Genomic DNA, 12,879 nt, shown 5'->3' with positions numbered 1-12,879 from the left:
GGGGCGGCTCACCGGAACGGCTCAGCCGGCGCTGCGGGGGAGGGGCTCAGCCGGTGCGGCCGTCGATGAGCTCGCCGTACGCCTGCAGCAGGTCCGGCAGGCGGAGCGTCGCCAGGTCCTCCCGGCTGGGGAGGTCGCGGTGGGCGCTGAGCCGCAGGTCGCGGTACGCGCAGGACTTCTCGTACAGGGTGCGGATGAACCGGCCGTTGCCGAGCTCGTCTATCCAGCCCTCGGTGACCACGTGCCCGCAGATCGAGGCGAGCTCCTCGGCGGCGTCCTCGTCCCAGCCGTCGCCGCCCGCCAGCGCCAGGGTGCGGCCGATCTCGGTCAGCTCGCCCGGACGGTAACTGGGGAAGTCCACCCGGGTGGTGAAGCGGGAGTTGAGCCCGGGGTTGGCCGCCAGCAGCCGGTTCATGCCCTCCGGGTAGCCGGCCAGGATCACCACCAGCCGGTCCCGGTTGTCCTCGGCCCGCTTCAGCAGCACCTGCAGCGCCTCGTCGCCGTAAGCGTCGCCCTTGCTGTACCCCGAGTTGGACAGGCTGTACGCCTCGTCGATGAACAGCACCCCGTCCAGCGCCGAGTCGATCAGCTCGTTCGCCTTCACCGCCGTCTGGCCGAGGAACTCGCCGACCAGGTCCGCCCGCTGGGCCTCGACCAGGTGGTCGCCGGAGAGCAGGCCCAGCGCGTGGAAGACCTGGCCGAGGATCCGGGCGACGGTCGTCTTGCCGGTGCCGGACGGCCCGGAGAACACGAAGTGCCGTTTCGGCGGCTGCACCGGCAGCCCCCGCTCCGCCCGCAGCCGGGACATCCGCAGCTGCGCCGACAGCGCCCGCACCTGCCGCTTCACCGGCTCCAGGCCGACCATCCGCTCCAGCTCGGACAGCGCCGCGTCCAGCTCCTGCTGCAGGCTCAGCCCGGCCGCGGAGACGGCCGGCGCCTGCCCGGGGGCGGCCTCGGCCTCGCCGGGCGTGCGCGGGGGAGCGCCGGACAGGCCCTCGCCGCCGCCCGAGCGCTCCGCCACCGGCTCGGCCGGCGGAGCGGACGCCCCGGACAGCCCGGCCGGCGCCGGCCGGCCCGCCGGCTCGGCGAAGTCCGACAGATCACCCAGGTCCACGAAACCGGGCAGGTCGGGGCCGTCGGACAGCTCCCCGAACCCGGACGGCAGGGCCGGCGGCAGCACCTCCGGGGCGGTCTCCAGCACGTCCAGCGGGTCCAGGGCGTCCGGGCCGTCCACCGGCTCCGCCCCGTCCAGCAGGCCGTCCAGCACCCCGTCCTCGGCGGTGATCGCGGCGAGCCGGGCCGCGGTGTCCATGAACGCCGGGTCCGCCCGGTGCACCGCCCGGTACAGGGGGAGCGCGGCGGCGCTGCGCCCGGCGCCCTCGTAGGCGCGCGCCAGCCAGTAGCGCAGCTCCTTGCGCTGCGGCTGCTCGGAGCGGCAGCGGGCCAGCGAGGCGGCCAGCGGCGTCTGGGCCTGCGCGCACATGTCGAGTCTGACTCTGGCCATGCCGCCGAACAGCCCGGCCTCGATGCCGAGCAGAGGGTCGTCCAGCAGCCGGTCGGTGTCCCGGATCAGCTGCTCCCAGTCCTTGACCAGGTAGGAGCGGCAGGCGTGCAGGAAGCGCACCGACGGGTCCTGGTCGGCGGGCGGGCAGTCGGCGAGCGCCCGGTCGAGCTCGGCGAGGTGGCGGCCGTCCAGCCAGTGCGAGGCGTGGGCGAGGGCCAGGTCGCGGGCGTCCTCCAGTACGGGCTGCACCCACCAGCCCAGCCAGTACCAGGAGCTGAGCGGGCGCCGGTGGCGCAGCCGCTGCTCGCCGAACCGGTCGCGGTGGCGGTGCATGGCCAGCAGGGCGCCGGAGGTGTCGCAGCGCAGGGCGTGCAGGCCGAGCCAGGCGTCGGCCATGCCCGGGTCCAGCCGGACCGCCGTACGGAACTCCTCCTCGGCGCGGGCGTAGGAGCCCGCCGCGTAGGCGTCCATCGCGCGCAGCCATGCGCGGTCGGCCTGCCTGTGCGGTCCTGTGCCGCCGGAACCGTTGCCGCTGTCCACCGTCACCCCACGCCCCCCGCAGTGTGCATCGAGGCCCGGTCGGCCGACGGATCGCCGGACGGACCTTCCGTCAGTTCGCGCAGCCCCCGGGGCGCATGCGCGCCTGCCTGGAATCGTACCGGGGCGGGGCTGATCCGGAAGGGTGCCGCGCCAGGTCAAATATCCGTGGCAGCGCGGGCGTTGGGGGAGGGCGGCACTGCCGCGAACGCAGAACGGCATCTCCGGCTCACGGGGGAACAAGCCGGAGATGCCGTGTCTGAAGGTTGCGAGATCAACTAATCTCGCGACGCCTTGAACTTAAGACCTGGCAACACCCCAGGTCAAGAGGGGGATGGATGCTCACCGTGGGTGCAGCGGACGATCCTCCCGGTGATCCCGTCGACCGCCAGATCGGCGTGCGGCCGGCTCGGATCGGCCGCGAAGTGCGCCCGCTCGGCCCTGATCCAGCTCTGCCAGAACGCGGCCAGCTCCGGCCCGTCCCGCAGCAGCCCGCGGGCGTTGGCCGATGCCGGGTCAAGGTCCATCCACAGCAGCTGGGCGAGGACCGGGCGCACCGCGCGCCGCCCCGCGCCCACCCCCTCCACCAGCACCACCGGCGCGGCCGGCACCGCGCGCACCTCGCCGAAGCGGCGCAGCGTCCAGTCGTACACCTCGTACGCGCCGTCCTCGCCGCGCGCGAGCGGGGCGAGGACCTGGTCGTGCAGCCGGCCGGCCCAGCCGAAGGGTTCCTCGTGGGTGGCCAGGTCGTCCAGGTGCACCACCGGCGCGCCGCCGAGCTCGGCCGCCAGCCGATCGGCGAAGGTGGTCTTGCCCGAGCCCGCGTGCCCGTCCACCGCGACCAGCCGGACCGGCCCCAGGGACGGCGGCAGTGCCGCCAGCCGGGTCGCGAGATCACCGAGTTCCGTCATGCCGCCAGCGTACGGCGGCGCACCACCCGCGACGGAACACCTCGGCCGGGCACCCGCACTGCCGCCCGGGCCGTGGTCGGCGACCCGCCCGACCTGCGGGCCTGCCCGAAGCGTCAACCGGCCCGGGGAGCGGATCACCCGCGCGTGCAGCTGCGGTCGAGCGACAGGTGCACCACCGGGGCGCGGGAGGATGCGCGCCGGGCGCGGAGCCCGGCGCCGGGGAAGCGTTCGCCGGGCGGTCAGCGCCGGTGGGAACGCGAGCGCTGCGCGGGAATCCGCGCGGGGCCGTCGCCGGGAGCCCCGGCGTGCGAGAACGGCTGGGTGCGCCAGTCGAGTTCGGCGGGCAGGGTGAGCAGGGCCGCGAGGCCGGCGTCGGCGTCGTCGGCCGGCTCGTCGCACTCGGCGAGCTCGTCGGTCGGCACGCCGCTGCCCGGGCAGAGCGCCGCGGAGAAGGGGTGCCAGGCGGTCGGCAGCACGGCGTGCTGCGGCAGCCGCTCCTCGTCGCCGATCAGGGCGATCGGGCGGTCGCAGGACGGGCAGTGCACCCGGACGATCTCCCAGGTGTCGGCCTCGCCCGGGTCCGCGCCCAGGGTGTACTCGAACTCGGTGCGTTCCTCGTCCTCGCTGCGCGGACGGTGGTCAGTAACAGGCATGTGATCCCCCTCGGATCGGGCCGGGCCTACGTCGGCCCCGGCCACCAGCAGCACTTCCCGCCGACAGGGGGTCATAACCCTGCAGAGCGGCGCACGGTGATGCACGGCCTGTGGCCTTCGCCACATTCCGGCGGCATGTGCCCGCCAAGCCGCCTCCGTGCGCCCTTGACCCGCCCGCTGCACGTCCCGGGCGCACCCGCGCCCGGAAGCGCCCCCGATGCGGTGGCGACGCGTGCTCGCACCATCGAGTAGGTTTGCGCGTTGTGGAGGATCTCGACCAGCGCATCGTCCAGCTGCTGCTCCAGGACGGCCGGATGAGCTACACCGACCTGGGCAAGGCCACCGGCCTGTCCACCTCGGCGGTGCACCAGCGGGTGCGCCGCCTCGAGCAGCGCGGGGTGATCCGCGGTTACACCGCGATCATCAACCCGGAGGCCGTCGACCTGGCGCTCACCGCCTTCATCTCGGTCAAGCCCTTCGACCCCAGCGCCCCCGACGACACCCCCGAGCGCCTCGTCGGCCTCCCCGAGATCGAGGCCTGCCACAGCGTCGCCGGCGACGAGAACTACATCCTCAAGGTCCGCGTCGGCGCCCCCGGCGACCTCGAGGACCTCCTCGCCCGCATCCGCTCCGCCGCCGGCGTCTCCACCCGCACCACCGTCGTCCTGTCCACCCCGTACGAGGCGCGACCCCCGAAGCTCTGACCGGGCGCCCCCGGGGTGCAGACTGGCCCCATGACCGAACGCACCCTCCGGACCGTCCTGCTGCGCGGCGGCAACGTCTACAGCCCCGCCGACCCCTTCGCGACCGCCATGCTGGTCGAGGGCGAACACATCGCCTGGGTCGGCAGCGACGGAGCCGCCGAGGCGTACGCCGGCACCGCCGACGAGGTGGTCGAGCTCGACGGTGCCCTGGTCACCCCCGCCTTCGTCGACGCCCACGTGCACGCCACCTCCACCGGCCTCGCGCTGACCGGCCTCGACCTCACCGGCTGCCCCACCCTCGCCGAGGCCCTGGAGCGCATCGCCGCGGCCGCCCGCGCCACCGACGGCGTCCTCATCGGCCACGGCTGGGACGAGAGCGGCTGGGACGAGGGCCGCCCGCCGACGCTCGCCGAACTCGACGACGCCACCGCCGGCACCCCCGCCTACCTCTCCCGCACCGACGTGCACTCGGCGCTCGCCTCCACCGCCCTGCGCGCCCTCGCCGCCGGACTCGCCGACCTCCCCGGCTTCGACGCCGACGGCCCGCTCAGCCGCGACGCCCACCACGCCGTCCGCCGCACCGCCCTCGCCCACCTGACCGCCGCTCAGCGCCGCGCCGCCCAGCAGGCCGCCCTCGCCCGCGCCGCCGCCCTCGGCATCGGCGCGCTGCACGAGTGCGCCGGCCCCGACATCTCCTCCGAGGACGACCTCGCCGAACTCCTCGCCCTCGCCGCCGAGGGCAACGGCCCCGAGGTCTTCGGCTACTGGGGCGAGCTCGGCGCCGTCGACACCGCCCGCCGCCTCGGCGCGGTCGGCGCCGGCGGCGACCTGTTCGTCGACGGCGCGCTCGGCTCCCGCACCGCCTGCCTGCACGCCCCCTACCGGGACGCCGGCACCGCCGAGGCCCCCGTCCACGGCACCGCCTACCTGACGGCCGACCAGATCGCCGACCACGTCGCCGCCTGCACCGAGGCCGGCCTGCAGGCCGGTTTCCACGCCATCGGCGACGCCGCGGTCGACGCCGTCGTGGCGGGCGTCCGCGCAGCCGCCGACCGGGTCGGCATCGACCGCGTCCGGGCCCTGCGGCACCGGGTCGAACACGCCGAGCACCTCGACGACAAGTCCATCGCCGCCTTCGCCGAACTCGGCCTCACCGCCTCCGTCCAGCCCGCCTTCGACGCCGCCTGGGGCGGACCGGACGGCATGTACGTCCAGCGGCTCGGCGCGGAGCGGGCCGCCGCCCTCAACCCCTTCGCGGCGATGCTCCGCGCCGGCGTCCCGCTGGCCTTCGGCTCCGACGCCCCCGTCACCCCGCTCGACCCGTGGGGCACCGTCCGCGCCGCCGCCTTCCACCGCACCCCGGAGCACCGGATCTCCGTCCGCGCCGCCTTCACCGCCCACACCCGCGGCGGCTGGCGGGCCCTCGGCCGCGACGCGGACGGCGTCCTGGTGCCCGGCGCCGTCGCCAGCTACGCCGTCTGGGACACCGACGAACTGGTCGTCCAGGCCCCCGACTCCCGCGTCGCCGGCTGGTCCACCGACCCCCGCTCCGGCACTCCCGGCCTCCCCGACCTCACCCCCGGCCACCCCCTCCCCACCTGCCTCCGCACCGTCGTCCGCGGCCGCACCGTCCACCAGGCCTGACAGGCGCAGAAGGGCCGGCCGGAGCAGAGGCGCGTGGGGGCCGGGAGGTGCCCCCACGCGCCCCTGTTGCGCTCACCCGTGTGCGTTGGGCCTGCCCCGGCGGGGCCGGGGCCGTTCGCAGGCGTAGGGTGTGAACGGGTACGAAACCGTTTCGTTCCCTCTCGTTCGCCGGGAGGTCGCCGTGACATCGGACGCCGAGCCGCGAGCGCGCCGCAGCCGCCTCACCGAGGAGCGCGAGCACGAGCTGTACGAGGCCGTGATCGAGATGCTCCGCGAGGTCGGGTACGACGCGCTGACCATGGACGCCATCGCCGCCCGCACCCGCGCCAGCAAAGCCACCCTCTACCGCCAGTGGAACGGCAAGCCCGAGCTGGTCGCGGCAGCCCTCCGCAGCGGCCGCCCCATCACCGCCGCCGACATCGACACCGGCACCCTCCGCGGTGACCTCCGCGAACTCCTCCGCCTGCGCTGCGCGACCTCGCTCCGCGACGCCGCCCTGATGCGCGCCCTGGGCCAGGCGATGCACAAGGACCCGGAACTGCTCCGCGCCTTCCGCAGCCTCGTGGTCGAGCCCGAGACCGCCGCCCTCGGCGCCATGCTCGACCGCGGCGTCCGCCGCGGCGAACTCGCCCCGGACTGCCCGGCCGCGCCCTTCGTCCCGCACATGGTGCTCGGCGCACTCTCCGCCCGCCCCCTGCTGGAGGGCGTCGAGGCCGACCCGGAGTACCTCGCCCACTACGTCGACGCCGTGGTCCTGCCCGCCCTCGGCCTCTGACCCCGCCTCCCGGACCGCACCTCCCACAGGACGGACATGCCACCCGACACACCCACCGAGCCGGTGCCGCCCACCGGGCGCCGGCTCCGCCCCCACCCGCTGCGCGAACTCCTCCTCGTAGCCGCGCTCTACACCGTCTACCGGCTCGGCCGGATCGCCGCGGAGGGCCACGTCCCCCGGGCGTTCGGCAACGCCGCCGACGTCTGGAGCCTGGAGCGCACCCTGCACCTGCCCGGTGAGGGCGACGTCCAGCGGGTCCTGCTCCACAGCGACCTGCTGGTGCACGCCGCCAACGCCTTCTACGCCACCGTGCACTTCCCGGCGACCGTGCTCTTCCTGCTCTGGACGTACTGGCGCCGCCCCGGCCACTACGTGTGGATACGCCGCGTCCTGACCGTCCTCACCGGCGCCGGCCTGGCCCTGCACCTGCTGGTGCCGCTCGCCCCGCCGCGGATGCTGGAGGCCACCGGCCTGGTGGACACCGCCCGCGTCTACGGCCCGGCGGTCTACGGCGACCCGGCGACCGACAGCCTCTCCAACCAGTTCGCCGCGATGCCCTCGCTGCACGTCGGCTGGGCCCTCACGGTGGCCGTCGGCCTGATCGCCGCCACCCGCTCCCGCCGGCGCTGGTTGTGGCTGCTGCACCCGGCCGTCACGCTCCTGGTCGTCGTCGGCACCGCCAACCACTACTGGCTGGACGGCATCGTGGCCGCCGCCCTGACCGGCGCCGCCCTGCTGCTGCTCCGCCCGCCGACGGCCGCACCGCCGCTGCCGCCGCTGCGCCTGCCCGGCCAGCGCCGCCGCCCCGCCCCAGCGGAAGCCGCTCCCGCCACGACCTGACCCCGCCGTCGCCGCGGCCGGGACCCGACCGGACCGCTTCCCGGGCCGTACCCCCGTCCTCCGGATGCACACTGATCCGGGGTACCGTCTTCGGACGGGACGCCACCGGGGGCGGACCGACGACCCAGGCGGTACAGCCAGAGAGACGGTGCGCAGGTGGCAGTGCCGGTGGAACAGGAGCGCACGGTGGCGAACGAGGCGGACACCGCCGCGCGGCCGCCGCGACCCGAGGAGGCCCAGCGGCCCGGCCGGCTCGCCCGCATCCGCGCGGGCCTGCCCAGGACGGCGCTGGCGGTCCTCGCCGGGCTGCTCCTCGTCGCGGCCTTCCCCCCGTACGACCTCTGGCCGCTGTCGATCGCCGGTGTCGCGGCGCTGTCGCTGCTGACCCGCGGCCGCACGCTCCGCCAGGGCGCCTGGACGGGCTTCGCCTTCGGCCTGCCGTTCTTCCTCGGGCTGCTCGCCTGGCTGCGCGTGGTCGGCTGGGACGCGACCGTCGGCCTGTCGGTGATCGAGGCGCTGTTCCTCGCCGCGCTCGGCGCGGGCCTCGCCGCCACCTCCCGGCTGCGCGCCTGGCCGCTGTGGGGGGCCTGCCTGTGGGTGACCCAGGAGTGGGCCCGCGACCGGCTGCCGCTCGGCGGCTTCCCGTGGGGCCGGCTCGCCTTCGCCAACACCGACAGCCCCTTCACCCCGCTCGCGGCCCTCGGCGGCGCCCCGCTGGTGACCTTCGCGGTGGCGCTCTGCGGCACTCTGCTCGCCTGGGCGGTCCTCCGCCTGCGCCGCGGCCCGCGCCGCTCGCCGAAGGCCGCGGCCCTCGCCGGGCTGGGCGCCGTCGCCGCCCTGCTGGCCGGGCTGGTCGTCCCCGTCCCGACCAAGGGCGACGACACGGTGAAGGTGGCCCTGGTCCAGGGCAACGTGCCGCGCCCCGGCATGGACTTCCTCGGCCGTCCGATGCAGGTCCTCGACAACCACGCGACCGGGACAGAGAAGCTCGCCGCCGACGTCGCGGCCGGCCGCGCCCCCAAGCCGGACGTCGTCATCTGGCCGGAGAACGCCTCCGACCTGGACCCGCTCTCCGAGCCCGCCGCCTACCAGCGGATCGACCGGGCCGTCCGGGCGATCGGCGTGCCGACCCTGGTCGGCGCCCTGGTCGACGGCCCGGACGCGCAGCACGTCCAGAACGAGGGCATCGTCTGGAGCCCCGCCACCGGCCCCGGCGCCTCCTACACCAAGCAGCACCCGGTGCCGTTCGGCGAGTACGTGCCGTTCCGCGCCGAGCTCTCCAAGGTGATCGAGCGCCTCCAGCGGGTCGCCCGCGACTTCTACCCCGGCGACCACAACGGCGTCATGCAGCTCGGCCCGGCCCGCATCGGCGACGTGATCTGCTTCGAGATCGCCTACGACGAGATCGTCCGCGACACCGTCAACGACGGCGGCCGCGTGATCGTCGTCCAGACCAACAACGCCACCTACAACCGCAAGGGCCAGACCGAGCAGCAGCTCGCGATGAGCCGGCTGCGCGCCGTCGAGCACGGCCGCGCCGTCCTGATCGCAGCCACCAGCGGCATCAGCGCCGTGATCGCCCCGGACGGCTCGGTGGTCTCCCGCACCCAGGAGCTCACCCCGGCCGTCCTGAACGCGACCGTGCCGCTGCGCGACTCCCGCACGGTGGCGGACCGGGTCGGCGCCGCGCCGGAGTGGGCGCTGGCCGTCGCCGGGCTGCTGGCCTGCGGCGCCGTCGCGGCGGGCGCCGTCCGCCGGCGCCGCTCGGGCGGAACACCCGAGGACGCGGAACCGTTGAACCCGGTGGTGCCGTAGTCGCGGCCGGAGCAGCCGGCCGGTGGGAGAGCACCCCGATGGAGTGGATTCCTACCGTGACCCAGCAAGCCACCCCGGCCCGCCCCGCCCGGCGCAGCACCCTGCGCCGGGTGCTGCCCCTGCTGATCGCCGCCTGGCTGGTCCTGGAGATCTGGCTGCTGACGGTCGTCGCATCGGCTGCCGGCTGGTTCACCGTGCTGTTGCTGCTGCTCGGCGGCGTGTTCCTCGGCGGCTGGCTGATCAAGCGCGCCGGGATGCGCGCCTTCAGCGCGGCCGTCGAGCAGAGCCGCGACCCCAAACCCAGGCAGGCGCAGACGCCGACCACCATGACGGTGCTCGCGGGCGTGCTGCTGATCCTGCCGGGCTTCCTGTCGGACGCGCTGGCGCTGACCCTGCTCTTCCCGCCCACCAGGGCGCTGTGGCGGGCCGGCGCCCGCCGCGCGGCGGAGGGCGCCCTGCGCTCCACCGCCCCGGTCGGTGACGACCGCTTCGCCGATGCGATGCGGCTGCAGGAGCAGCTGCGCATCCACCGCCCGGGCAGCACGGTCATCCAGGGCGAGGTCGTCGAGCCGGGCACGGGCCCGCGCCCGGACACCGAGTACCGTCCGCCGATCACCGGCTGAGCCTGCGGGCACGACATCCGGGGCTTCCCGCTGCGGGCGGGAAGCCCCGGCCGTTTCCGATCGCCGAAGGGCTTTCCCGATGCCGAAGGGCTGGGGAACGCCGAAGGCCGAAGGCTGCCGGGAACGCCGAAGGGCCCGGGCGAGATTGCCCGGGCCCTTCTCGGTGCCACCCCCGGCCGGGCCGGGGACGGTGTCACGCGCTCTTGCGGCTGTCGCGCGGGTGTACCGCGAGGTTCATGCCACCGGAGCGGAGCACGGCCAGCCGCTCGGCCAGCACCTCCTCCAGCTCCTCGCGTGTCCGACGCTCCATCAGCATGTCCCAATGGGTGCGCGTCGGCTTGGTCTTCTTCTCTTCCGGCTCCTCGCCGTCGAGAAGTACGGCCTCCTGGCCGCAGAAACGGCACTCCCACACCGAGGGGATCTCCGCCTCAACGGAGAACGGGACCTCGAAGCGGTGTCCGTTCTGACATGCGTACTCGACGGTCTGGCGGGGAGCCAGATCGATACCACGGTCGGTCTCGTAGCTAGTGGCCCCGAGTCGCGTGCCGCGGAGAGCTCGCTCGCTCATGAATCGTGCCTCCCGGGCTTATGGCCCACAGGACTAGTGGTCGCTGTCTTCGTCGTTCGGTCAACGCTCGGCCGTCGACGAAGATTCCCGTCCGGGGACATGCGTCGCCTGTCGTGCCGCCCACGTTTGTACCCATCGGCGCCCGATTTGTCACATCTGATCGGGGATGTCACCCTGCGTACCACTCCTGGTGCGCACAGCGATCACCCGGACGACCCACTCGGGCTCCACGAACGGCCGACACGGTAGCCCAGGCCGGTTCACCAGACCGGACGCGGCCGGACCGTCCCGGTGTCCTTCCCGAGTTCCGCACCGATCTCCGCACCGAGGTCGGCGTCGAGCTCCGCGACCAGCTTCTCGGCCCGGTCGGTGACCGCGGACGGTGCCGGCGCCTCCGTCCGGGTGTCGCGGTGCGGCAGCAGCGCGATCACCGCGTCCCGCAGCTGCGCCGGGGCGTCCTCGTCGAGCGGGTCGACGGTGGCGGGCACCTGCAGCCGGACGGGTGCGGCGGCGCCGACCCGGGCGTAGCCGCGGCCGGCCGGGGTGTGCGCGGCGGGGGTGATGTCGAGCGCGGCGCCGAGCACGGCCCGCCCGAGGTCGGGGGTGACCGGGCCGAGCACCACCTTGGTGCGGGTGGCGGCCCGTACGGTCGGGCGCAGCCGGTTGTAGGCCTCGACGTCCTCGGCGATCACCACGGTGACCCGGGCGGCGCGGCCGTGCCGCAGCGGGATCTCCAGCAGGTCCTGCGGGTCGGGCTGCTCCTCGGCCTGGGCCAGCTCGCTGAGCTCGGTGGGGTGGTCGAGCAGCAGCCACAGCGGCCGGGTGGCGTCCTCGGGTGCGGCGATGCCGCTGTGCCGGGCGGCGTTCAGCAGGCCGAGCCGCCGCTCGGTCTCCTTGGCGGCCCACTCCAGTGCGGCCACCGCGCCGTGCAGGCTGGTCTCCACGGTGTGCACCCCGGGCCGGTTGACCAGGCAGGCGTGCTCGCCGGTGCCGGCGCCGTCGATCACCACCAGGTCGCCGTGCGGCAGGGCCTGCAGGGCGACCGAGCGCAGCAGGGTGGAGGTGCCGGAGCCGGTGGAGCCGAGCGCCAGCAGGTGCGGTTCGGGGCTGCGCGGGCCGACCCGCCAGACCACCGGCGGCTGCTGGGCGACGGTGCCGCCCTGGGTGACCGGGATGGTGCGGCTGCTGCCGGCGGTGTCGGTGAAGCCGAGCACGATCTCGCCGGGGGCGGTGACGAAGCGCTGCGCGGTGATGTCGGTGGCCAGTGGGGCGAGCGCGGTCACCCGCAGCCGGTTGGACTCCTCGTCCCAGTCGAAGCGGTACTCGCGGGCCCGGCCCGCCTTGCCCTGGACGACCTGCTCGATCCGGGCCCGGGCCGCGGGCTCGGTGTCGGTGAAGTAGGCCGGGTAGGCGATCTCGAGGGCGGCGAGCCGGCCGTCGCCGTCGAACTCCCAGCCGCCGAAGGCGTTCTTGTACTGCCCGTCGAGGCTGTAGAGCGGGCTCATGTCGTCCGGCCCGGCGAGGTACGGGGTGAGGGCGGTGTACAGGGCGGCGAGCTTGAGGTCGCCGGCGTCGGGCTCGGGGGCGGCGGCGGCCCTGGGGCGGCGGCCGGCCCAGGCGGCGCTCGCCATCAGTGCGGCCAGGGTGAACAGCAGGCCGTGCGGGAGCAGGAAGACGCCCAGCGCCAGGGCCGCCGTCAGGAACAGCGTGGGACCGCGCCGCTCCTTCGGGGTGGCCGCCCAGCGGCTCCTGGTCCACTCGAGGTGGTGGCGCAGCCCGCGGCCGATGAGCGTGAGCGGCGCGAACATGTCGGCGGCGTGGTCGCCTGCGGTGCGGGCGAGGTCGCGGCCGCGGTTGAGATGGCGGGTGAGGGACATGGCGGGCTCCCCGAGCGGTGGGACAGGGGCGGAAGGAGGAAGGCCCGGGGCGGTGGGGTCCGCTCCCGGGCCGCAGTCGTGCCGTGGGATCAGAACTTGATGCCGCCGATGAGGCTGGCGAGTGTCGCCCCGCCCGCCGTGATGCTGGGGGCGATGGAGGAGCCCGCGACGTAGAAGCCGAACAGTGCGCAGACCAGGGCGTGCGAGACCTTGAGTCCGTCCCGGCGGAAGAAGAGGAAGGCGATGGTGCCGAAGAGGACGATGCCGGAAATGGAGAGGATCACGTGGTCAGCTCCTCGTGAGGGGGCGGGGACAGTGTTACCAAAAGTGTCTTAATCGTGACAAAAGGTAATAGCTGGTGGAGTGCGGCGAACGGGTGGTCCTGCTCGTGTCCGGAGCGTTCGGAGGTATGCGCACCGAGCCCCGGC

The 12,879-nt window shown here is 74.9% G+C and carries 12 protein-coding genes; 6 read left to right on the top strand and 6 right to left on the bottom strand.

The genetic code is table 11. From position 1 onward, the window contains the following. Positions 1-46: 46 nt before the first annotated feature. The 3 genes from AB0M03_RS17745 to AB0M03_RS17735 all read right to left on the bottom strand — a co-directional run bounded on the left by AB0M03_RS17745 (position 47) and on the right by AB0M03_RS17735 (position 3,605). A complete protein-coding gene (locus AB0M03_RS17745; RefSeq protein WP_363492516.1) occupies positions 47-1,975 on the bottom strand; it encodes an AAA family ATPase in 1,929 nt (642 codons plus the stop codon). A gap of 389 nt (positions 1,976-2,364) precedes the next feature. Next, positions 2,365-2,952 (bottom strand): hypothetical protein, encoded by a 588-nt coding sequence (locus tag AB0M03_RS17740; protein WP_363492455.1) that lies wholly within the window; start codon positions 2,950-2,952, stop codon positions 2,365-2,367. A gap of 239 nt (positions 2,953-3,191) precedes the next feature. Then, the gene (locus tag AB0M03_RS17735) at positions 3,192-3,605 is read right to left on the bottom strand and encodes a hypothetical protein (protein ID WP_363492454.1); all 414 of its coding nucleotides are present in this window, start codon (positions 3,603-3,605) and stop codon (positions 3,192-3,194) included. A 263-nt stretch (positions 3,606-3,868) separates the two neighbouring features. Between AB0M03_RS17735 and AB0M03_RS17730 the strand changes: the two genes are divergently transcribed. From AB0M03_RS17730 to fxsA, 6 genes are all read left to right on the top strand, one after another. After that, entirely contained in the window at positions 3,869-4,309 is a 441-nt protein-coding gene (locus tag AB0M03_RS17730) for an Lrp/AsnC family transcriptional regulator (protein WP_363492453.1), read from the top strand. 30 nt (positions 4,310-4,339) lie between these two features. Further along, on the top strand, positions 4,340-5,953 hold the full coding sequence (locus AB0M03_RS17725) for an amidohydrolase family protein (protein WP_363492451.1): 1,614 nt from the start codon (positions 4,340-4,342) through the stop codon (positions 5,951-5,953). 181 nt (positions 5,954-6,134) lie between these two features. Continuing rightward, a complete protein-coding gene (locus AB0M03_RS17720) occupies positions 6,135-6,728 on the top strand; it encodes a TetR/AcrR family transcriptional regulator (protein WP_363492450.1) in 594 nt (197 codons plus the stop codon). A 36-nt stretch (positions 6,729-6,764) separates the two neighbouring features. Continuing rightward, a complete protein-coding gene (locus AB0M03_RS17715) occupies positions 6,765-7,568 on the top strand; it encodes a phosphatase PAP2 family protein (RefSeq protein ID WP_363492449.1) in 804 nt (267 codons plus the stop codon). Between the two features lie 186 nt (positions 7,569-7,754). Then, positions 7,755-9,383, top strand: coding sequence for an apolipoprotein N-acyltransferase (gene lnt, locus AB0M03_RS17710; RefSeq protein ID WP_363492515.1), 1,629 nt, complete (start codon positions 7,755-7,757; stop codon positions 9,381-9,383). A 56-nt stretch (positions 9,384-9,439) separates the two neighbouring features. Beyond that, entirely contained in the window at positions 9,440-10,006 is a 567-nt protein-coding gene (fxsA, locus tag AB0M03_RS17705; RefSeq protein ID WP_363492448.1) for an FxsA family membrane protein, read from the top strand. A 193-nt stretch (positions 10,007-10,199) separates the two neighbouring features. Here the strand turns inward: fxsA and AB0M03_RS17700 are convergent, their stop codons facing one another. The 3 genes from AB0M03_RS17700 to AB0M03_RS17690 all read right to left on the bottom strand — a co-directional run bounded on the left by AB0M03_RS17700 (position 10,200) and on the right by AB0M03_RS17690 (position 12,735). After that, positions 10,200-10,574 (bottom strand): RNA polymerase-binding protein RbpA, encoded by a 375-nt coding sequence (locus AB0M03_RS17700; protein ID WP_030276069.1) that lies wholly within the window; start codon positions 10,572-10,574, stop codon positions 10,200-10,202. 260 nt (positions 10,575-10,834) lie between these two features. Continuing rightward, on the bottom strand, positions 10,835-12,451 hold the full coding sequence (locus tag AB0M03_RS17695; protein ID WP_363492447.1) for an FtsK/SpoIIIE domain-containing protein: 1,617 nt from the start codon (positions 12,449-12,451) through the stop codon (positions 10,835-10,837). Positions 12,452-12,540: 89 nt separating this feature from the next. Beyond that, complete coding sequence (locus AB0M03_RS17690) at positions 12,541-12,735, bottom strand: hypothetical protein (RefSeq protein ID WP_095871811.1); 195 nt, start codon at positions 12,733-12,735, stop codon at positions 12,541-12,543. Between the last annotated feature and the right edge of the window lie 144 nt (positions 12,736-12,879).

This window comes from Kitasatospora sp. NPDC051914 (genome assembly GCF_040680995.1).
Lineage (GTDB): Bacteria > Actinomycetota > Actinomycetes > Streptomycetales > Streptomycetaceae > Kitasatospora.
Note: the sequence above shows the minus strand (reverse complement) of the source record. Positions and strands in the feature narration are given on the sequence as shown.